The organism is uncultured Friedmanniella sp. (assembly GCF_964244285.1).
In the GTDB taxonomy this organism is placed as follows: Bacteria; Actinomycetota; Actinomycetes; order Propionibacteriales; family Propionibacteriaceae; genus Microlunatus.
Window position 1 is genome coordinate 858,493 of the sequence record NZ_CAXTHT010000001.1, and the last position, 20,404, is coordinate 878,896.

19 protein-coding genes are annotated in these 20,404 nt (G+C 72.7%); 11 read left to right on the forward strand and 8 right to left on the reverse strand.

The genetic code is table 11. From position 1 onward, the window contains the following. Positions 1–79: 79 nt before the first annotated feature. Together ACFE7W_RS04075 and ACFE7W_RS04080 are read left to right on the forward strand one after the other, a co-directional pair. Positions 80–2,101 carry a cytochrome c oxidase assembly protein gene (locus tag ACFE7W_RS04075; RefSeq protein WP_375423477.1) on the forward strand — a complete coding sequence of 674 codons (2,022 nt, stop codon included), beginning with the start codon at positions 80–82 and terminating at the stop codon, positions 2,099–2,101. Then, the gene (locus ACFE7W_RS04080) at positions 2,094–2,393 is read left to right on the forward strand and encodes a DUF2530 domain-containing protein (protein ID WP_375423478.1); all 300 of its coding nucleotides are present in this window, start codon (positions 2,094–2,096) and stop codon (positions 2,391–2,393) included. Before ACFE7W_RS04075 ends, ACFE7W_RS04080 begins: the two co-directional genes overlap by 8 nt. Before the next feature lie 3 nt (positions 2,394–2,396). Here the strand turns inward: ACFE7W_RS04080 and ACFE7W_RS04085 are convergent, their stop codons facing one another. The 4 genes from ACFE7W_RS04085 to ACFE7W_RS04100 all read right to left on the reverse strand — a co-directional run bounded on the left by ACFE7W_RS04085 (position 2,397) and on the right by ACFE7W_RS04100 (position 5,232). After that, entirely contained in the window at positions 2,397–2,918 is a 522-nt protein-coding gene (locus ACFE7W_RS04085) for a MarR family winged helix-turn-helix transcriptional regulator (protein ID WP_375423479.1), read from the reverse strand. A 9-nt stretch (positions 2,919–2,927) separates the two neighbouring features. Then, positions 2,928–3,716 (reverse strand): DUF3027 domain-containing protein, encoded by a 789-nt coding sequence (locus ACFE7W_RS04090; protein WP_375423480.1) that lies wholly within the window; start codon positions 3,714–3,716, stop codon positions 2,928–2,930. A gap of 51 nt (positions 3,717–3,767) precedes the next feature. Further along, entirely contained in the window at positions 3,768–4,151 is a 384-nt protein-coding gene (locus ACFE7W_RS04095; RefSeq protein WP_375423481.1) for a cold-shock protein, read from the reverse strand. A gap of 199 nt (positions 4,152–4,350) precedes the next feature. Continuing rightward, entirely contained in the window at positions 4,351–5,232 is an 882-nt protein-coding gene (locus ACFE7W_RS04100; RefSeq protein WP_375423482.1) for a LysR family transcriptional regulator, read from the reverse strand. Positions 5,233–5,400: 168 nt separating this feature from the next. On the opposite strand from ACFE7W_RS04100, the gene ACFE7W_RS04105 reads away from it, so the two are divergent. The 6 genes from ACFE7W_RS04105 to ACFE7W_RS04130 all read left to right on the forward strand — a co-directional run bounded on the left by ACFE7W_RS04105 (position 5,401) and on the right by ACFE7W_RS04130 (position 13,052). Beyond that, the gene (locus ACFE7W_RS04105; protein WP_375423483.1) at positions 5,401–6,735 is read left to right on the forward strand and encodes an MFS transporter; all 1,335 of its coding nucleotides are present in this window, start codon (positions 5,401–5,403) and stop codon (positions 6,733–6,735) included. 37 nt (positions 6,736–6,772) lie between these two features. Continuing rightward, complete coding sequence (locus ACFE7W_RS04110; RefSeq protein ID WP_375423484.1) at positions 6,773–7,681, forward strand: hypothetical protein; 909 nt, start codon at positions 6,773–6,775, stop codon at positions 7,679–7,681. Between the two features lie 20 nt (positions 7,682–7,701). Further along, positions 7,702–9,933: a helicase-associated domain-containing protein gene (locus ACFE7W_RS04115; RefSeq protein ID WP_375423485.1), complete on the forward strand. Its 2,232-nt coding sequence runs from the start codon at positions 7,702–7,704 to the stop codon at positions 9,931–9,933. 19 nt (positions 9,934–9,952) lie between these two features. Then, the gene (locus ACFE7W_RS04120; RefSeq protein WP_375423486.1) at positions 9,953–10,720 is read left to right on the forward strand and encodes a hypothetical protein; all 768 of its coding nucleotides are present in this window, start codon (positions 9,953–9,955) and stop codon (positions 10,718–10,720) included. Next, the gene (locus tag ACFE7W_RS04125) at positions 10,720–12,381 is read left to right on the forward strand and encodes a DNA repair helicase XPB (protein WP_375423487.1); all 1,662 of its coding nucleotides are present in this window, start codon (positions 10,720–10,722) and stop codon (positions 12,379–12,381) included. The genes ACFE7W_RS04120 and ACFE7W_RS04125 overlap by 1 nt, the downstream gene beginning before the upstream one ends. Positions 12,382–12,572: 191 nt before the next feature. Continuing rightward, positions 12,573–13,052 carry a VOC family protein gene (locus tag ACFE7W_RS04130; protein ID WP_375423488.1) on the forward strand — a complete coding sequence of 160 codons (480 nt, stop codon included), beginning with the start codon at positions 12,573–12,575 and terminating at the stop codon, positions 13,050–13,052. 78 nt (positions 13,053–13,130) lie between these two features. Here ACFE7W_RS04130 and ACFE7W_RS04135 read toward each other — a convergent pair whose 3' ends face one another. Further along, positions 13,131–14,141 carry an aldo/keto reductase family protein gene (locus ACFE7W_RS04135; protein WP_375423489.1) on the reverse strand — a complete coding sequence of 337 codons (1,011 nt, stop codon included), beginning with the start codon at positions 14,139–14,141 and terminating at the stop codon, positions 13,131–13,133. Between the two features lie 134 nt (positions 14,142–14,275). Here ACFE7W_RS04135 and ACFE7W_RS04140 point away from each other — a divergent pair, with 134 nt between their 5' ends. Then, entirely contained in the window at positions 14,276–15,007 is a 732-nt protein-coding gene (locus ACFE7W_RS04140; RefSeq protein ID WP_375423490.1) for a histidine phosphatase family protein, read from the forward strand. After that, positions 14,994–15,917 carry an NAD(P)H-hydrate dehydratase gene (locus tag ACFE7W_RS04145; protein ID WP_375423491.1) on the forward strand — a complete coding sequence of 308 codons (924 nt, stop codon included), beginning with the start codon at positions 14,994–14,996 and terminating at the stop codon, positions 15,915–15,917. The genes ACFE7W_RS04140 and ACFE7W_RS04145 overlap by 14 nt, the downstream gene beginning before the upstream one ends. A 13-nt stretch (positions 15,918–15,930) precedes the next feature. On the opposite strand, the gene ACFE7W_RS04150 is transcribed toward ACFE7W_RS04145, so the two are convergent. The 3 genes from ACFE7W_RS04150 to ACFE7W_RS04160 form a co-directional block, all read right to left on the reverse strand. After that, positions 15,931–16,173: an excalibur calcium-binding domain-containing protein gene (locus ACFE7W_RS04150; RefSeq protein ID WP_375423492.1), complete on the reverse strand. Its 243-nt coding sequence runs from the start codon at positions 16,171–16,173 to the stop codon at positions 15,931–15,933. 215 nt (positions 16,174–16,388) lie between these two features. After that, positions 16,389–17,612 carry an MFS transporter gene (locus ACFE7W_RS04155; RefSeq protein ID WP_375423546.1) on the reverse strand — a complete coding sequence of 408 codons (1,224 nt, stop codon included), beginning with the start codon at positions 17,610–17,612 and terminating at the stop codon, positions 16,389–16,391. A 20-nt stretch (positions 17,613–17,632) separates the two neighbouring features. Next, positions 17,633–18,214 (reverse strand): NUDIX hydrolase, encoded by a 582-nt coding sequence (locus tag ACFE7W_RS04160; protein WP_375423493.1) that lies wholly within the window; start codon positions 18,212–18,214, stop codon positions 17,633–17,635. Between the two features lie 134 nt (positions 18,215–18,348). On the opposite strand from ACFE7W_RS04160, the gene ACFE7W_RS04165 reads away from it, so the two are divergent. Further along, on the forward strand, positions 18,349–20,403 hold the full coding sequence (locus ACFE7W_RS04165) for a HelD family protein (protein ID WP_375423494.1): 2,055 nt from the start codon (positions 18,349–18,351) through the stop codon (positions 20,401–20,403). Position 20,404 lies beyond the last annotated feature (1 nt).

Consider the following 20,404-nt stretch of genomic DNA (forward strand, 5'->3'; position numbering starts at 1 on the left):
AGTCTTTAGCCTTGCTAAACTCAAACTTAGCGGTGCTAAAGAGATGCCGGATCCCGGGCCCGGTTCCTACACTGGGCCCGTGACGACGCTCCGAGACCGCCCCACCGCGGACCAGGTCGCTCCGCGGCGGCCCGTCTCGGCGGTGCTGGTCGGGGTCGTGACGCTGCTGGTCGCCCTCACGGTGGCCGTCGGCGTCCTCGCCGTCACCGGTGAGCTGGCCTCGGTCGCCGCCTCGGGTTTCGACCCCGGAGCCGTTGTCCGCTACGGCCTGCCGGCGGCGCGGACGGTGCACGACCTCGCGGCCTCTCTCACCGTCGGCCTGCTCCTCACCGCGGCCTGGCTGGTGGCGCCCGAGCCGGGAACTCGGACCGACCGGCTGAGCGGAGCGCGCCGGGCGACCGCCAAGCTGGCCGTCGGCGCCGCTGCCGCCTGGCTCGTCGCCGGCGTCCTGGTGATCGTGCTGACCACCGCCGACGTGTCCGGCCTGACCCTCGGCACCCCGGGCTTCGACGGCGTGGTGGCCTCCTTCGTCTCCCAGGTCGACCTCGGCCGGGCACTGCTGGCCAGTGTCCTGGTGGTCGCGGTGCTGATCAACCTGGTCATCCTGGCTACGAAGGTCGTCACCGTGGCCTGGGCCGCGGTGCTCTCGCTGGTCGCCCTGCTGCCGCTGGCGCTGGCCGGCCACGCCGCGGGCAGCGCCGACCACATGAACTCCGTCGACAGCCTGGCCCTGCACCTGCTCGGCGTCTGCGTCTGGGTGGGCGGGCTGGCCGCGCTGCTGATCATGCGGGGTCGCCTCGGTTCCCAGCTGCCCACCGTCGCCGCCCGCTACTCGACGCTGGCCGGCTGGTGCTTCGCCGTCGTGGCGCTCTCGGGCCTGGTCAACGCCGCGCTGCGGCTCGGCGATCTCGCCCATCTGGCGACCACGTACGGGCTGCTGGTCATCGGCAAGGCGGTGGCCCTGGTGCTGCTGGGGCTGGCCGGCTTCGGGCACCGCCGCTGGACGCTGCGTCGGATCGGCGACGACGGCCGCTGGTTCGCCCGGCTGGCCGGGGTCGAGCTGGTCGTGATGGGCGCCGCGATGGGCCTGGCCGTCGCGCTCTCGCGGTCGGCGCCTCCGGTCCCCGACCTCGCCGACGACCCCGTCGCCGCCCTGCTCGGCTACCCGGTGCCGCCCCCGGTCACCGTCGTCCGCTACCTCACCGCCTTCCACGCCGAGACGCTCTGGCTCGCCGTCGCGGCCGCGCTGGTCGGCCTCTACCTGGCCGGGGTGGTCAAGCTCGTCCGTCGGGGCGACCGCTGGCCGCTCAACCGGACCCTGTTCTGGGTCGCCGGCGGCCTGGCCCTGGTGTTCGTCACCAGCGGCGGTCCGGGCGTCTACGGTCGGGTGCACTTCAGCAGCCACATGCTCCAGCACATGAGCCTGATGGTGGTCGTGCCGCTGCTGCTGGTGTTCGGGGCGCCGGTCACGTTGGCCATGCGGACGCTGACGGCGCGCACCGACGGCTCGTTCGGTCCCCGCGAGCTGCTGCTGCAGCTGGTCCACTCCCGGGCGCTCCGGGTGCTGGGGCACCCGTTGGTGGCGGCCGGCCTGTTCACGGGCAGCCTCGTCGTCTTCTACTACTCCCGGCTGTTCGAGCTGGCCATGTTCACCCACACCGGCCACGTGCTGATGACCGCGCACTTCCTGCTCACCGGCTACCTCTTCGTCTGGGCGCTGGTGGGCATCGACCCCGGCCCGGCCCGGCCGCCCTACCCGCTGCGGCTGGTGCTGCTGCTGGTCGTGCTCGGCTTCCACGCCTTCTTCGGCATCTCGCTGATGTCCTCGGGCACCCTGCTGGCCCCCGACTGGTGGCACTCGATCGGCCAGACCGACGACGCCGCCCTGCTGGTCGACCAGCAGAACGGCGGGGCGATCGCCTGGGGCGCCGGGGACATCCCGTCACTACTGCTGGGGCTGGCCCTGCTCGTCAGCTGGGTGCGCAGCGACGCGGCGGAGAGCAAGCGGCTGGACCGCAAGGCCGACCGCGACGGGGACGCCGACCTGCGCGCCTACAACGAGAGGCTGGACGCCATGACCCGACGGGACGGACGTGGCTGAGCCTAGCCCGGACCTCGGCCCTGTGGTCGGCGCCGTGAGCGAGCAGCCGCAGCACCACTTCCTGGTGCAGGCGCCGGTGCCGGCGATCGACGCGGACGGCGTCGCGGTGGTGAGCGTCGGAACCGTCCTGTTCGCCGTCGCCTCGATCGTGCTGGCGCTGCTGCGTCCCGAGCTCGCGGCCCAGGGTCGCGGCTGGTGGCTGCCGGTCTGCCTCAGCGGCTTCGGGCTGGGCCTGGTCGGCCTGCTCTACTGCCGCAGGCTGGCTCGCCGCCGCCGACGCGACCGCGGCTGAGGCTCAGAGCTCCTCGCTGTCCAGCCCCGAGAGCACCTTCTCCAGCAGCGCGCCGAGCCGGTCGATCTCGGCCTCGGTCAGCGACCCCAGCAGGTTCGACTCAGCCAGGTCCGCGTCGCGGATGGCCGCCGCGTACAGCCCGTAGCCCTGGTCGGAGAGCCGGACGAGCACCCGGGTGCGGTTGTCCGGGTCGGGGTCCCGGGTGATCAGCTTCCGCTCGACCATCCGGTCCAGCCGGTGGGTCATCGAGGACGGGGCGACGTTCGCGGCCGCCGCGAGCTGGCTCGGCGTGCATGGGGTGCCGTCGCCCTTGCGGGCCAGCTCGCTCAGGACGGCCCACTCACCCGTGGTCACGTCGATGTCGGCGAGCTGGCGGTCGTACCAGCGGTTGAGGCGGCGCGACACCCGGTGCACCGCCGTGACCACCCGCTGGACCGACTCGTCGGCCCCGACCGCCACGTAGGCCGCGACCTGGCGCCGGACCTCCTCGATCTCGGTCCGGTGCACGGACTTCGCCTTGGCCACGGTGGGCTCTCAGTCGAAGAGCGAGACGGGCTCGTCCCAGGCGATGGTCTCCCAGACCGGCGGCGGCAGCTCTTCGGCGCGCTCCTCCTGGGGGACCGACGAGTGCGCCCCACAGCCGTGGTCGACGCTCACCACGCGACCGTCGGCGGCGGAGAAGGAGTTCGCGCAGGCTCCGAAGAGCAGACCGAAGCTGCCCTGCAGCCGGGAGAAGAAGCCGCAGGTCTCGCAGACCCCCGGCGCCAGCTTCGTCATCTGGTTGTCCGGACCGCCGTCGCCGCGCAGCCAGCGCTCGGTGGCGTCGTCACGCCCGACGGCACTGAGCACGCGCTCCCGCCCCAGACCCAGCTCGGCCACCACGATCCGCGCCAGGCTCGCCTCGGCCGGTTCGAGCTCGGCCGCCAGCTCGCCGCCGGTGAAGCCCGGCTCGAGCCGTGGGTCGGCCTCGGGCGTGGGCATCAGCAGGCCGGGCGTCACGTCCCCGGGCTGGATCCGCTCGGCCCACGGCACCCAGTCCTTGGACCGCAGCGCGCCCTCACCGGGCAGCAGCACGACCTCGTCGACGGTGACCGCCTTGGCGCGGGAGGCCCGGACGACCGTCACCGACCAGCGCCAGCCGCGGTAGCCGGGGTGGCTGCAGCTGAAGAAGTGGCTGAGCAGCCGCTCCTCGTCGGCGTGGTGACCGAGGTACTCCCCGACCTCCATGTCCCCCGCCGTCTCCACGGCGGCCGCCCGTGCCAGGTCCACCGCGGCGAGGCACTGGGCGTCGGGCTTGATCGTGCGGGCGGCGATGGCAGCCATGAGGTCCTCTTGTCTGTGGTCAGGGGCCGGGGCCCCCGGGAGGAAGCGGGGTCAGAGCTCCAGCTCGTCGGCGACGGCGCGGAGCACCGTGGCGACCTTGCTGCTGGTCTTCGGGTCGGGGTGACGACCCCGGCGGTAGCCGTTGCCGACCCCGTCGAGCATCTTGATCAGGTCCTCGACGATGACCATCATCTGCTCCGGCGCCTTGCGCTGCGCCTTGGACAGCGAGGGCGGCGCCTCGACGACGCGCAACGACAGCGCCTGTTCGCCCTTGCGCCCCTCGACCACACCGAACTCGACCTTCTGGCCGGCCTTGAGGGCGGTGACGCCAGGCGGCAGGGCGGTGGAGCGCACGTAGACGTCGCCACCCTCGTCCTTGGTCAGGAAGCCGAAGCCCTTCTCGGCGTCGTAGAACCTCACCTTGCCAACAGGCACGTCACTATCCCCGCATCGTCGTCGACGGCCGTCGACCGGCTCGTTCGTCAGCCTCACAGCCTAGCGGCTGGCCACGGGCGGCCCAACCGGTTACGGCGCCCTTCGGCAGGCTCAGGGAACGGCGACAGGCTCAGGGAACGGCGACAGGCTCAGGGAACGGCGACAGGCTCAGGGAACGGCGACAGGCTCAGGGAACACGTCAGCGGCGAGGGGACGCGTGCGGGCCGAGGGGCAGGTTGACGATCGCCCGGCTGAGGGCCTCGACCGGACCCCGCGGCGAGCGAGGGTTGTCCACCAGGGCCAGCTCGACGTCGGGCAGCGCCGGCAGGTCGAACCGGCCCGAGAGGTTGCGCAGGTCCCCCGGCACCCGGCTAGCCGCCAGCACGCAGATCCCGATCCCGGCGCGGGTGGCGGCCAGCACCCCGTTGATCTCACGCGTGTTGCAGGTGATCCGCCACGTCCTCCTGCCCCGTTCCAGGGAGTCGATCGCGGCCGAGCGGCTCAGGCTCGGTGCGTGGTAGGTGATCACCGGAACGGGCTGCTCCGGGTCGATCTGCAGCCGGTCGACGCCCACCCAGACCAGCCGGTCGCGTCGCACCAGGGTGCCACGACCCAGGTCGGCCTCCTGGTTGACAAAGACCAGGTCGAGGTGATTGGCAAGCAGCCGGCGCAGCAGCGTGCCGCTCTGGGTGACCGTCAGCTCCAGGTTGATCCGGGGGTAGAGCTGTCGGAACTCCCACAGGATGGTGGGCAGCTCGCTCAGCGCGAGCTCGTCGGCCGCCCCGAAGCGCAGCCGGCCGGTCATCGCCGAACCGGTGAAGTAGGAGACCGCCTCGTCGTTCGCGGCCAGGATGGTGCGGGCGAAGCCGGCCATCGCCTGGCCGTTGTCGGTGAGGGCGACCGACCGGGTGTCGCGGCTGAAGAGCTGGCGGCCGGCGGCCTGCTCGAGCCGCCGGACGTGCTGGGAGACGGTGGGCTGGCTGAGCCCCAGCTGCTCGGCGGCGCGGGTGAAGCTGAGCCCGTTCGCCACGCTCAGGAACGTCCGCAGCAGCACTGGGTCGAAGCTGGTCTCGGCCGCCATCGCTGCCCTCTCCTCGTCATCCATTGCGGATCGCAATAGGAAATATAGACCCGATGATCGGGTCGAATGAGCGAGACCCCGTTAGGTTGATGGCGTCGCCTCAGCGCCGAGCGGCCTTTCCGAGCCTGACCGCTCCTCCGCCCTAGCACGAAATCGCAGGTGTTCTCTGTGTCCGCGGCGCCCGCCGAGCACGTCCTCTCCACCGTCCACCACCGCCCGACCGGCCGCACCTGGCCCCGGGCCCTCGCCGCCCTGCAGGTGCACGACTACCGCCTCTACCTCAGCTCCCAGATGGTGGCCACCACCGGCATCTGGATGCAGCGCATCGCCCAGGACTGGCTGGTCCTGCAGCTGACCGGCAGCGTCACCGCCGTCGGCGTCGCCGTGGCCCTGCAGTTCCTGCCCGTGCTGCTGTTCGGCCTGTACGGCGGCGTGGTCGCCGACCGCTACCCCAAGCGGACGATCTTGATCATCACGCAGTCGACCGCCGCGCTGATGGCGCTGAGCCTGGGGATCCTGGCGTTGACCGGCACCGTCCAGGCCTGGCACGTCTACCTGATCGCCACCCTCCTCGGCTTCGTCACCGTGGTGGACAACCCGACCCGACAGGTCTTCGTCTCCGAGCTGGTCGGCGCCGAGCACATCCGCAACGCCGTGAGCCTCAACTCCTCGGTCTTCCAGCTCGGCGCGCTGGTGGGTCCGGCCGCCTCCGGGCTGTTGATCAACGCCGTGGGGCAGGGCTGGTCGTTCTTGATCAACTGCACCTCCTGCCTGGTGGTGGTGACGATGGTCGCGGTGATCAAGCCCAAGCACGCCTCGGCGACCGGAGCGCGTCGGCAGCCGCGCAAGGGTGAGCTGCGCGACGGCCTCCGCTACATCAAGGCGACCTCGGAGGTCGGCTGGTCGATCGTGCTGGCCGGCACCATCGGGGTGTTCGGGCTCAACATGCCGGTCATCCTGGCCGCCTTCGCCGACCACGTGTTCACCGCGGGTGTCGGGGGCTACAGCCTGTTCAACTCCCTGACCGCCGTCGGCGCCCTCACCGGGGCGATCCTGTCGGCCCGTCGCAGGTCGAGCCCGCGGCTGCGGGCGCTGACCACCTCGCTGGTCTGCCTCGGTCTGGTCCTGATGCTGGCCTCGATGGCGCCCGACGCCTACCTCTTCGGAGCCGTGCTGATCGTGGCCGGCTTCTGCACGCTGCAGTTCCTGACCGGGGCCAACTCGTTGGTCCAGACCACGGCAACCCCCGCCGTCCGCGGCCGGGTGATGAGTGTCTACCTGCTCGTGCTGCTGGGCGGTCAGGCCATCGGCGGACCGTCGGTCGGCTGGCTGATCGACCACGTCGGCGCCCGGCCCAGCATGTTCGTCTGCGGTGCTCTGGTGGCCCTGGTCGCCGCGGGCGCCGGACTGGCCATGGCCAGGCGGTCGCACCTGACGCTCGGGGTCACCGTCCGCCCCGGGACCGGCCGGCTGCCGGTCCACATCGTGCCGTCCCACCACTGAGCCCCTCTGGGCTGGGAGCGGCGAATAGGATCACGGCATGGCGACCTGGCTGGACGGACCCGAGTACGCGCCGACCGCGCGTCCGGACGAGTTCGCCGAACCGCAGGTGGCTCCGCTGGAGGAGCCGCCCGCGGTGCCGGCCCTGGTCGGCGCCCCGCTCGAGCGACCCCGGTTCAGCGACCCGTCCGCACCGGTGCCCCCACTGGCCTCGTTGATCCCCGTGCCCGCGGAACAGCGCGACCCGGCCCAGGCCTTCGACGTGGTGTCCAGCACCGTGACCGCGGGGGGCCCGTGGGGCGACATCCACGGCACGCTGCCGGCGGCCGCCCCCACGGGAGCGGCCCCACCGTGGACTCCGGGACCCTCTTGTCCGGTGCCGGCGGTCCCGTCTGGGCCCGGCTCCCCCTACGCCAGCACGTTCCCCAGCGCCAGCACCTTCCCCGGCGCCAGCTCATCGCGTAGCGCGCCGGGCCTCACCCAGGCGCCGCCCGGCTTCCCGGAGCCCGGGACGCCGCAGTGGTTCGGTCCGGGTCCCTACGGAGAGCAGCCGAGCCGGGCGCGCGCCGACGCGCGTTCCCTGTGGGCGGCCGCCACCCCTGCGCTGCTGATCGTGCTGGCCGCCGCGGTGTTGATCAAGGTGCTCGCGCCGCTGCTGCTGGTCGGCGGCTTCTTCCTGGCCCGACGGGTCCTGGTCGGTCGGGCCGCGGTGCACCGGGCGTTCCTGGTCGCCCTGGGCACCCTCGCCACCTTCGCGCTCATCGGCCTGTTCACCGGCCCGCTCAGCGTTGAAGACTGGTGGTCCTTCGTCGGGACCTGGTCGCGGCTGATCAGCCTCGGCGCGCTGGTCGCCACCGTCGTGCTGGTCCGGCGCGCGCTGCTGGCCGGTGAGACCCCGGTCTCGGACCAGTCGCCGCCGTCGTCGGACTACCGCGGGCCCTGGGGCTGACCGCGGCCGTGACTTCTGCTGTGTCGACCCGGACGGGCGAGCCGGGCCGGGTGCGGACGCTGCCCGAGGCGCTGCGGGCTCTGGATGCTGACGAGCTCGAGGAGCTGCTCCGGCTGCGACCCGACCTCACCTACCCCCTGCCGCGGGACCTCACCGAGCTGTCGGTGCGGGCCACCACCGCCACGTCGGTGGGCCGGGCGGTCGACGCCCTGGACGCCTGGGTCCGCACCGCGGCCGAGGCACTCGCCGCCCTACCCGACCCCTCCACCGTCGCTGACGTGGCCGGTCTGGTCGGGCACTTGGACGCCGTGCCGAGCGCCGTCCAGGAACTCCGCCGACGTGGCCTGCTCTGGGGTGAGGACACCGCGCTGCATCTGGTCCGGGCCGTCCGCGAGGTGTTCGAGCCGTTCCCTGGCGGGCTGGCTCCACCGTCGGCTCGGCCGCTGTCCTGCACCGAGGTGGGGTCGGCGCTGACCGCCTGCGACCCCGCCGCGCGCGCCGTGCTCGACCGGCTGCAGTGGACGCCCACCGGGGCTGTCCGCAACGCCGAGCGCACCGTCTCGACGCACAGCGCCCGCTCGCCGGTCGAGCAGCTGCTGGCGCGCGGCCTGCTCCGGCCGCTGGACGCCGACACCGTCGTCCTCCCTCGCGAGGTCGCCTGGGTGCTACGGGGCGGGCGCTTCACCGCACAGCCGGTCGAGCCGCAGCCGCCGGCCGTCACCGGGACGACTAGGACCCCGCGACTGGTCGACTCCGCCGGCGCCGGCGCGGCCTTCGGGCTGCTGCACGACGTCGAGCTCGCGGTGCACACCCTCGAGACGGTGCCGCACCGACTGCTGCGCACCGGCGGCGTCGCGGCCCGCGACGTCACCGCGCTGGCCCGCCGACTCGGCGCCGACACCGCGTACGCGACGTTCGTGCTGGAGTGCGCGGCGGCCGCGGGACTGGTGGCGCCCGGCGGCAACCTCTGCCTGCTACCGACGACGGAGTACGACCGCTGGGTCGGCGACCAGGGCGCCCCCCGCTGGCAGCTGCTGGCCCGCGCCTGGCTCGGGGCGCCGCGCTGGTTCTCAGCCTCCGCCGAACCCGGGACGCACGCCCTGGGGCCGGAGTCCGACGCCTCGTCGGCGCCCGGGGCACGGCGGTTGCTGGTGGCGCTGGCCGCCGCCCTGCCCGCCGGCACCCGACCCGACCTGGAGCAGCTGACCGCTGCGCTGCTCTGGCACCGCCCGCGGCTGGCGCGCGGGCCGGTGGAGGCCGCGACGCTGGTGGACTGGACCTGGCAGGAGGCGACCTGGCTGGGACTGGTCGCCCTGGACGCGGTCAGCGGATTCACCCGGGCGGTCGCCCCGCCCGGGTCGCTCCCCGCCGACCTGGCCGCGCTGTTCCCCGAGCCGGTGCAGCAGGTCATCCTGCAGGCCGACCTCACCGCCGTCGCCCCCGGACCGCTCGAGCACGCCGTGGCGAGCGAGCTGAGGCTGCTGGCCGACCAGGAGTCCCGCGGCGGGGGCGGGGTGTACCGCTTCAGCGACGGCTCCCTGCGGCGGGCCTTCGACGCGGGCTGGTCCGCGGCCGAGGTGCACAGCTGGCTGGACCGGCACGCCGCCACGCCCGTCCCCCAGCCGCTGGCCTACCTGGTCGACGACGTCGGCCGGCGGCACGGCAGCATCCGGGTGGGCAGCGCGGTGGCCTACCTGCGGACCGACGACGATCTCGAGGCCGCGGCGCTGCTTCGCCACCCCGACGCCGGCTCGCTGGGGCTGCGACCGATCGCGCCGGGCGTCCTGGTCGCGTCGGTGGAGCCCGCCGAGCTGGTCGCCTTCCTGCACGGCATGGGCCAGACCCCGGCCGTCGAGGACGAGGGTGGCCGGACGCTCACCCCGCCTCCCGGCCAGCGGGCGCCCCGACCGCGGACGTCGGACCTGCCGCCGACCGCGCGTCCCGACGAGGTGGCCGCTCTCCTGCTGGCTGCCGAGCGGGACCACCCGCGGCTGCGCGCCGACACGGGCCGGCCCCAGCCGGCGGCGAGAACGGCCCAGGACACCGACGAGACCCTGGCCCTGCTCCGGGACGCGACCCGGGACGCCACGCCCGTCCAGGTGGGCTACGTGAGCGCCGACGGCAGCCGGGCCGAGCGCGAGGTGGTGCCGCTCGACCTGGCCGGTGGGGCCGTCCGGGCGGTCGACCGCGCCAGCGCCGAGGTGGTCACGATTCCGCTGGCGCGCATCTCGTTCGTCCGTGACGCGCGGTAGTCGCCCGTAGACTACGTCGGTGAACCCCGTCACCCTGCGACGCCTGCTCGTGTTCGGCGTCTGCGCGGTAGGCGTGGGAGCTCTCTACGTCGTGCCCGCCCTCGGCGGGCACTCCGGACAGGTCGCCGCGCCGCCGCCGAACGACGAGCCCACCAGCTGGCCGACCGCCACCGCGACCACCGCGATCGGTCCGGTGAGCCACAGCACCAGCCGGCCCGAGCCGACGCCCGACGCGGCCAGCACCACCCCGGACGGCAGCTCGACGGCGCCCGTATCCCTACCACCGACGCGTCGGCCCAGCCCCAGCGGCGCCACCGCGTACGATCCGCGCGGCGGCAGCGACAACGTCGCCCCGGCCCCCGTCACCGCCATCAGCACCGGCCCGGTGACCCGGGACCGGCTGACCGTGAGCTGGCCGCCCGCGACCGACGACGTCGGCGTGCAGCGCTACCGGGTCGTGCTCAACGGCTTCACCGTCGCCACCACCCGCAAGACCCACGCGACCGTGCGCTGGTTCAACGACGACCTGGGCGACCACGTGATCCAGGTGCTGGCCTTGGACGCGGCGGGCAACGAGAGCCCGAGCTCGCCGAACCTGCTGGTCTCACGTCCGACGCCCGAGCCCACCCCGGAGCCGACCCCGTCGACCACCCCGAGCCCACCCAGCCCGACGCCGAGCCCGAGCGCCAGCAGTCCCGAGCCGTCACCCAGCCTGGCCCCGAACGAGGCGGACCAGCCCGAGGGCGCCTCCCCGACCCCGGTCGCCTCGGCCTCGGGGAGGAACTGATGGCCCCCGGGGCGGTGGGCACCGGCCCGCTGGTGGTGCAGTCGGACCGGACGCTGCTGCTCGAGGTGGACCACCCCGACGCCGGCGAGTGCCGGATCGCCATCGCGCCGTTCGCCGAGCTGGAGCGTGCCCCCGAGCACATTCACACCTACCGGCTGACCCCGCTGGGCCTGTGGAACGCCCGCGCCGCCGGCCACGACGCCGAGCAGGTCGTCGACACGCTGCTGACGTACAGCCGCTACCCCGTCCCCAACGCCCTGCTGGTCGACGTCGCGGACACGATGGACCGCTACGGCCGGCTGCGGATCGAGAAGCACCCGACGCACGGCCTGGTCCTGGTGACCACGGACCGGCCGGTGCTCACCGAGATCCTGCGCAGCGCCAAGGTGAAGGGCCTGGTCGGGGCCCGCGTCGACGACGACACCGTGGCGGTGCACCCGTCCGAGCGTGGCCACCTGAAGCAGGTGCTGCTGAAGCTGGGCTGGCCGGCCGAGGACCTCGCCGGCTACGTCAACGGCGAGGCGCACGCCATCGAGCTCGATCAGACAGGGTGGGAGCTGCGGCCCTACCAGGACCAGGCGGCGGAAGGCTTCTGGCACGGCGGCTCGGGCGTCGTGGTGCTGCCCTGCGGGGCCGGCAAGACCATCGTGGGGGCGGCGGCCATGGCCCGCGCGAAGGCCACCACGTTGATCCTGGTCACGAACACCGTCTCGGCCCGGCAGTGGCGCGACGAGCTGATCAAGCGGACGTCGCTGACCGCGGAGGAGATCGGTGAGTACTCCGGCTCCCGCAAGGAGATCCGGCCCGTCACCATCGCCACCTACCAGGTGATCACCACCAAGCGCGGCGGGGTGCACCCGCACCTGGAGCTGTTCGACGCCCGAGACTGGGGCTTGATCATCTACGACGAGGTCCACCTGCTGCCCGCGCCGGTCTTCCGGATGACGGCCGATCTGCAGGCCCGCCGTCGGCTCGGTCTCACCGCCACCCTGGTTCGCGAGGACGGCCGCGAGGGCGACGTCTTCTCCCTCATCGGGCCGAAGCGCTTCGACGCCCCGTGGAAGGACATCGAGGCCCAGGGATACATCGCGCCGGCCGACTGCATCGAGGTTCGGGTCACCCTGACCGAGGCCGAGCGGATGACCTACGCCGTGGCCGAGGCGGACGTGAAGTACCGGCTCGCCGCCACCGCGGACTCCAAGACCGACGTGGTCGTCGAGCTCGTGGCCAAGCACCGGGGCGTGCCGACCCTGGTGATCGGGCAGTACGTCGACCAGCTGGATGAGCTCGCCGAGCGGCTCGGCGCCCCGTTGATCAAGGGCGACACCACCGTCCGGCAGCGGGAGCGGCTCTACGAGTCGTTCCGCAGCGGCGAGATCGACCTCCTCGTGGTGAGCAAGGTGGCGAACTTCTCGATCGACCTGCCCACCGCGCAGGTGGCGATCCAGGTCTCCGGCGCCTTCGGCTCCCGCCAGGAGGAGGCGCAGCGGCTCGGCCGGCTGCTGCGCCCGAAGGCCGACGGCATCACCGCCCGCTTCTACGCAGTGGTCTCCCGGGACACCGTCGACGCCGAGTTCGCGGCGCACCGGCAGCGCTTCCTGGCCGAGCAGGGCTACGGCTACCGGATCATGGACGCCGAGGACGCGGTCGCCGCGGACTGAGGGTCGCTGGGCGGCTGATCGGGAAGACCTGGGCCGCGTAGTCCCGGCCTTCGTCTATCCGGTCCTTCGGAGCCGGGACTCAGGACCAGCGCCGCGCCCTCGAGCGGCCGGACCGATGACTACGCCCGCCGCCACGGGTCAGTACCGGCAACAGGACTGCTGACTGCGGTCCCCTGATCTGAGGAGACGCGATGTCCACCATCACACCGTTCCTGTGGTTCGACACCCAGGCCGAGGAGGCCGCCAACTTCTACGTCGGGTTGTTCCCGAACTCGCGGATGCTGAGCACCACCCCTGCACCGGACGGCACGCCGGACTCCAGCGCCGGAGGCGTGCTCACCGTCGAGTTCGAGCTGGACGGCGTCCGCTTCACCGGCCTGAACGGCGGGCCGCACTTCCGGTTCACCGAAGCGGTGTCGTTCGTGATCGACTGCGCCGACCAGGCCGAGGTCGACCGCTACTGGGAGGCGCTGCTCGCCGACGGCGGCGAGGAGAGCCAGTGCGGCTGGCTCAAGGACCGCTTCGGGCTGTCCTGGCAGGTCGTGCCGAAGCAGCTGAACGAGCTGCTGGGCGACCCCGACCCGGGCCGCTCCAGCCGCGCGATGAAGGCGATGCTGCAGATGCGCAAGCTCGACGTCGCCGCCCTACAAGCCGCCGCGGACGCCCCCTGAGCCGATCTCAACCGAGTTGTCAGAACTGAGTTGCCCCGAAGGACAACCCAGTTCTGACAAGTCGGCAGAAGGTGAGTCTCAGGCCTCGCGGGTCTTCGGCGAGCTGTCGAGGGTCTTCGCCGGGTTGCTGACCACGGCGTCGCCGAGGACGTCGTCGATCTTGCTCAGCAGCGCGGGTTCGAGCGTCACACCGGCTGCCTTGACGTTGTCGAAGACCTGCTCGGGACGGGAAGCGCCGATGATGGCGGTGGCGACGTTCTCGTTCTGCAGCACCCAGGCGATGGCCAGCTGGGCCATCGAGAGCCCGGCCTCCTCGGCGATCGGCTTCAGCTGCTGCACGCGCTCGAGGACGTCGTCCTTCATCCAGCGGGCGATCATCGTCGCGCCACCCTTGTCGTCGGTGGCGCGCGAGCCCTCGGGCAGCTCGGCCCCGGGCACGTACTTGCCGGTCAGCACGCCCTGGGCGATGGGTGACCAGACGACCTGGCTGATGCCGAGCTCCTGGGACGCGGGCACGACCTCGCCCTCGATGACCCGCCACAGCATCGAGTACTGCGGCTGGTTGGAGATGAGCTGGAAGCCGAGCTGCTTGGCCAGGGCCGCGCCGTCGCGCAGCTGGTCGGCCGTCCACTCGCTGACGCCGACGTAGAGCACCTTGCCCGCGCGGACGAGGTCGGCGAAGGCCTGCATCGTCTCCTCGAGGGGGGTCTCATAGTCGTAGCGGTGAGCCTGGTAGAGGTCGATGTAGTCGGTCTGCAGCCTGGTCAGCGAGCCGTTGACGGCCTCGCTGATGTGCTTGCGCGAGAGGCCGAGGTCGTTGGGACCCTTGGGCCCGGTGGGGCCGAAGACCTTGGTGAAGATCTCGACCGACTCGCGCCGCTCGCCCTTCAGCGCCTCGCCGAGCACGGTCTCGGCCTTGGTGTTGGCGTAGACGTCAGCGGTGTCGAAGGTGGTGATGCCGGCTTCGAGGGAGGCCTTGACGCAGGCCTGCGCCTGCTCGTTCTCGACCTGGGAGCCGTGGGTGAGCCAGTTGCCGTAGGTGATGGCGGAGATCTTGAGACCAGAGTTGCCGAGGTAGCGGAATTCCATACCTGCCAACCTACCGATTCGACATCGCGACGCTCCGCCGGGGCTATACCGGTTAAGTTCGGCCCGCCGAGGATGGTCGGAAGCGGCGGATACGGTGAGGGTCGATCTGTCGCAGAGCACGAGGGGAGCGGCCCGTGGCCGTCAGCGAGCTGGTTGTCATCCGGCACGGCGAGAGCCTGGGCAACGCGGCTGCCGCCGTGGCGTACGCCGCCGACGCCGAGGTGATCGAGGTCGGCGCCCGCGATGCCGACGTCGAGCTCTCACCGACCGGCGTCGAGCAGGCGACCGCTCTGGGCCGGGGGCTCGGGCCCCTGCTCGCCGACGAGAGGCCCACCCGGCTCTGGTCCTCGACCTACGTCCGGGCGCAGCAGACGGCACGCCTCAGCCTCGATGCCGCCGGGATCGAGCTGCCCGTCCAGCTGGACGAGCGGCTCCGTGACCGCGAGCTCGGCGTGCTGGACCTGCTGACGTGGCGCGGGGTGGTGAACCGCTTCCCGCAGGAGGCCGAACGCCGTCAGTGGCTGGGCAAGTTCTACCATCGACCGCCCGGCGGCGAGTCGTGGGCGGACGTGGTGCTGCGGGTGCGCAGCTTCCTCACCGACCTCGCGAGCCTGCCGGACGGCACCCGCGCCGTGATCTTCTGCCACGACGCCCTGGTGCTGACCTTCCGCTACGTCTGCGAGGGACTGACCGAGTCCCAGGTGCTCGAGATCGGCAACACCACCCCGGTCAAGAACGTCTCGATCACCCGGCTGCAGCGCGGACCGGACGGCTGGCAGCTGCTCACCTTCAACGACGTGGCCCACCTCGAGCAGTCCGAGGCTCCCGTCACCCAGCACGCAGGAGACACCGATGCCCGAGCCTGACCCTTCGCCCGGCTCAGGGAGCGTGAGGAGCGGGCCGACCGGCCAGGAGGTGACGCCCTCGCTGCTGCGCCGGTGGGGGCTGCCCGCGGCCGGGGAGTCCAAGTACGGCCGCGGCCAGGTGCTGATCGTCGGCGGCGCCGCCACGACGCCGGGGGCCGTCCAGCTCGCCGGGCTCGCGGCGCTGCGGATGGGCGCGGGGCACCTGACCATGGCCGTCGCCGCCAGCGCCGCCGTCCCGATGGCCGTGGCCACCCCGGAGGCGGGCGTGATCGGGCTGCCGCAGAACGAGCGCGGCAGCGTGCTGGGCGCCGACCTGCGCGCGATCGCCGACGACCTCAGCTCGGCCGACGTGGTCACGGTGGGTGTCGGCTTGGACGACCCGGAGGAGACGGCCGTCCTGCTGCGGACGCTGGTCCCGCAGCTGGGCGAGGAGACCTGGCTGGTCCTGGACGCGTACGCGCTCGGCGTGCTTCCGGGACTGGACGACGAGGTGCTCGCGCCGGTGCGGGGGCGGCTGGTGCTGACGCCGAACTCCTCCGAGGCGGCGCGGCTGCTGGACCGAGAGCTGGCCGAGGGCACGGCCGAGCGGCAGGCGGACGTCTCGGAGATCGCCCGCCGCTACGGCGCCGTGGTGTCCTGCTCGGGGGCAGTGGCCAACGCCGACGGTGAGGTGTGGCAGGTCAGCGCGGGTAACGGCGGACTGGCCACCTCCGGCAGCGGCGACGTCCAGGTGGGCGCCGTCTCCGGCCTGCTGGGGCGGGCCGGCGACGCCGACCAGGCGGCTGTCTGGGGCACCCACGTGCACGCCGCCGCGGGCGACCGGCTCGCCGCCCGGGTCGGCGCCCTCGGCTTCCTGGCCCGCGAGCTGCTCACCGAGCTGCCGGTGGTCCTGAGCGAGCTCGGCGCCTGAGGGCCGAGGACATCTACCGCTTCTCGCAGGCGATGCCGTCCTTGTCGGCGTCGAGCCGCTTGTTGTAGGCGATGGCCTTCTTGTAGATGCTCGTGCTCTTTTTGAAGTTCGTCACGGGCGTGCCGCTGGTCTTGTCCTTGGCACCCTTCTTGCCGACGCCGTGCTTGAAATCCTTGTGCAGCTTCGTGCAGTTCTTGTAGTGGTAGGAAGCCGCGTCGGCCGTGGTCGTGGTGGCGGCGAGGGGAAGGGCTAGCACGGCAGCCGAGGTGGCGAGCGCCGCTACACGGCGAAGGGGGGAGGTCATGGGCAGAGACGTTAGCCAGCCGAACCATGCTCTTCCGCCTGAACCCAAGAGCTGTAGTCGGACTGTGACCTCTCCACGACCCCGGAACACTGCTGGCAAAGCCCAGGCTTCCGACAAAAGGACATCCGCGTTTCAGCAGATGTTCCTGGGCGGCGCCCCTGAACCCCTCAGCCGACCGGCGGGTTCCCCGGCTGCAGCAGGCTGGTGCTGCGGGCGAGCAGGACGGCGACGAGGCCGCCGGCCAGGACCAGGCCGCCGGTGAGCTCGAGGACACCCGTCCAGCCGGTGGCGCTCCAGGCGTGGCCCACCACCGCGCCGGCGACCGACGAGCCGAGGTAGTAGGCGAACAGGTACGTGGACGCGGCCTGCGCGGTGGCGCGCCCGCCGAGCCGGGCGCGGGCCCCGACCCAGCCGCTGGCCACGCCGTGGGCCGCGAAGAAGCCGACCGTCATCACGGCGAGGGCGGCGACGACCCCCGCCAGCGGGTGCACCGCCGTACCGAGCAGTCCGGCGAACATCACCACCACGGCGACCGGCACCACGGTACGGCGGCCGTGCCGGTCAGCCAGCCGGCCTGCGATGGTCGAGGCGACCGAGCCAAGGGCGTAGACGAGGAAGACCAGACCGGCGGCAGCCGCCGTGAGCAGGTACGGCGGCCCGGCTAGCCGAAAGCCGAGGGCGTTGAACACCGATACGAACGCGCCCATCAACAGCGCGGCCAGCAGGTAGAGGCCCACGAGCACCGGGTCGGTGAGGACCCGGCGGGTGTTGACCAGCACCGTGCCGAACCCCGGCTGCCCGGGCACGAACCGCCGCGACGCCGGCAGCAGCCACAGCACGGCGACCGTGCAGAGCGCGGCCAGCACGCCGATCCCGCCCACGGACAGGCGCCAGCCGCCGAGCTCGTCGAGCCCGCCCGAGAGCAGCCGGCCGGCCATGCCGCCGATCGCGTTGCCGCCGACGTAGAGGCCGGTGGCCTGGCCGGCGGCGGCGGGATGCAGCTCTTCCCCCAGGTAGGCCACGGCCACCGCCGGCAGCCCGGCCAGGGCCAGACCCTGCAGTGCCCGGCCCGCCAGCAGGAGCGGCCAGCTGGGCGCGAACGCGCAGAGCAGCCCCAGAGCCGTCGCCGCAACCAGGCTCAGCGTGACCAGCCGGGTCCGGCCGTAGCGCTCCGAGACCGGCCCGACCACCAGCAGGCCGACGGCCAGCGTCAGGGTGGTGACGCTCACCGACAGGCTGGCCGCGGCCGGACTGACCGCAAAACGGTGGCTGAGCTCGGGCAGCAGTGGCTGCGTGCTGTAGAGCAACGCGAACACCGCGACGCCCGCCAGGAAGAGGGCGACCGAGGCCCGACGGGCCTGCGGGTCACCCGCGGCGTACGGCTCGGGCAGCCCGGCGGCCGTGGGCGTGGTCAGGACACGTCGAGGACGGTCGACTCCTCCTGGATGCCCAGCTCGACCGGCCAGCGGTCCGGCTCGTCCACCAGGTGCAGCAGCTCGACGAGCTCGTGCGGCCAGACCCACTCGTCGGTGTTCCGCAGCTCCTCGTTCGACCACCAGCGGAACTGCTTGAAGGTCAGCTTCTCCTCCTCGGTGTGAGCGGAGACGTCGATGTCGACGTCGCCCACCCGGGCCAGGTAGAACGACTCGTCCTGCTCGATCACCTGGTCGGAGTACCCGTGGATGACGTGGCGACGGGCCATCGGGCCCAGCAGGTCGTCGGCACCCAGCCGGACGCCCGTCTCTTCCCAGACCTCCCGGATGGCCGTGTCGACCTCGCTCTCACCCGGGTCCATGCCGCCGCCGGGGGTCGCCCACCAGCGGGCGTCATCGAGACCGGGATCGCTGTCCTCGAACAGCAACGTCTGGTCGGCGTCGTTGGTCAGCAGCACCCGGACGGTGACCCGGGTCCGGCGGGGCCGGTCCTTCGGGTCCTCCACGGGGACGAAGGTGCGCGGGCTCTCGCCGGTGGGCGTCGGGTTGTCAGCGGTCACGAACCCCAATCTAGGAACCGCGGCCCGCCGCCCGGACCCGGGGGGGCCGAAAAGCGCTCGCTGCCGAGGTGTGGGCGGTGTAAGTTGTCGCTTCGCTCCCCAGCCCTCAGCCGACTGACATCGGAGACGTCTGCATGCCCGAAGAGCCCGTCGCCACTGTTCTCGTGGCCGAGCAGAGCCACCTCACCTCCTCCCGCGCCGCCCTCCAGCAGATGCGCGAGCACACCGCCAGCCTGACCGCCGCCGGTGGCGACCGGGTCTCCACCGAGCACCTGAAGCAGGTCCTCCACCGCCGGATGAAGGCCCTCGAGGACGACCCGACGGTGCCTCTGTTCTTCGGTCGGCTCGGCTACGACGCCGCCCTCGGCGCCGAGCGGGACGAGACCCTCTACATCGGCCGGCGGCACGTGACGGGCGAATCGGGCGCCGACCCGATGGTCATCGACTGGCGGGCGGGCATGGCGCTGCCGTTCTACCAGGCCCGGGTGGGCGAGCCGATGGGCGTCCGGCACCGTCGCCGGTTCGGCTTCTCGAACGGTCGGCTGACCGCGTTCGAGGACGAGAACTTGGTCCGGACACCGGCGGCCGAGGTCGAGGCGGCCGCGTCGGCGATCCTGGAGTCCGAGATCGAACGGCCGCGGACGGGGCCGATGCGCGACATCGTGGCCACCATCCAGCCCGAGCAGGACACCATCGTGCGGGCCCCGCTGAGCCAGTCGGTCTGCGTGCAGGGCGCGCCGGGCACCGGGAAGACGGCGGTCGGGCTGCACCGCGCGGCGTACCTGCTCTACGCCTACCGCGACCAGCTGGCCCGGTCCGGCGTGCTCGTGATTGGTCCGAACGACAGCTTCCTCTCCTACATCGCCGACGTGCTGCCGGCACTGGGGGAGATCGACGCGACCCAGGCGACCGTCGGCTCGCTGGTCAACGGGGCGACCGGCCTCGGGGTGCGAGCGCTGGAACCGGCGGCCGCGGCCGTCGCCAAGGGCGACGCCCGGATGGCGGAGGTGCTGCACCGAGCGGTCTGGAGCCACCTCGGCAGCACACGTGACCCCCTTGTGGTCCCCCGCGGCGCGCACCAGTGGCGGGTCGGGGCGTACCTCGCGGAGGAGATGGTGGCCGAGCTGAAGCAGCGCGGCGTCCGGTACGAGGCCGGGCGGGCCATGCTGCCGCAGCGGCTCGCGCACCAGGTGCTGCTGCGGATGGAGGCGGCCGGAGACTCCCCGGACGACCGGGTACAGAACGCCGTGGCGCGCAGCCGGCCCGTCAAGGTGTACGCCGAACAGCTCTGGCCGAGCCTGGACCCGCGGAAGTTGATCTTGAGGCTCTTGACCGATCCTGCTTTCCTGGCGGCCTGTGCGGACGGGATCCTGGACGAGACCGAGCAGAAGTTGATCTTGATGACCGGCAGGCCGGCCCGCTCGGCCGCGGCGGCCCGCTGGACCTTGGCGGATGTCGTCCTGGTGGACGAGGCTGCCGACCTGCTGCAACGGACGCCGAGCGTCGGACACGTGGTGCTGGACGAGGCGCAGGACCTGTCGCCGATGATGCTGCGGGCCGTCGGACGGCGCGCCTCGACCGGCTCGGTGACCGTCCTCGGCGACCTCGCCCAGGCGACCACCCCCTGGGCCACCCGGTCCTGGTCGGAGTCGCTCGGCCACCTCGGGCAGCCCGACGCGGTGGTGGAGGAGCTGGTCGCCGGCTTCCGGGTGCCGGGCGCGGTGATCGACTACGCGGCCCGGCTGCTGCCGCGGATCGCGCCCTCGCTGACCCCGCCGCACTCCGTCCGTCGGCACCGCGGTGAGCTGGATCTGCGCTCAGCCCCCGATCCGACCGCCGAGCTGCTGCAGGGCGTCCGGCAGGCGCTGGCCGCCGAGGGGACCGTCGGCGTGATCGTGGCCGACGCGGCCGTGCCGGCGGTCCGCACGGCGATGGCCGACGCTTGTCTCGCCTTCGACCTGCTCGGGGAGACCGAGCAGCAGTTCGGTCACCGGGTGGACCTGGTGCCGGCCACCTTGGCCAAGGGCCTCGAGTTCGACCACGTCGTGCTACTGGAGCCGGCGGCGATCGTGGCCGCCGAGCCCGACCACGTCACCGGCCTGCGACGGCTCTACGTCTGCCTGACCCGGGCGGTCACCTCGTTGGTCGTCGTCCACAGCACCGACCTGCCCGCCGAGCTCGCCGGCTGAG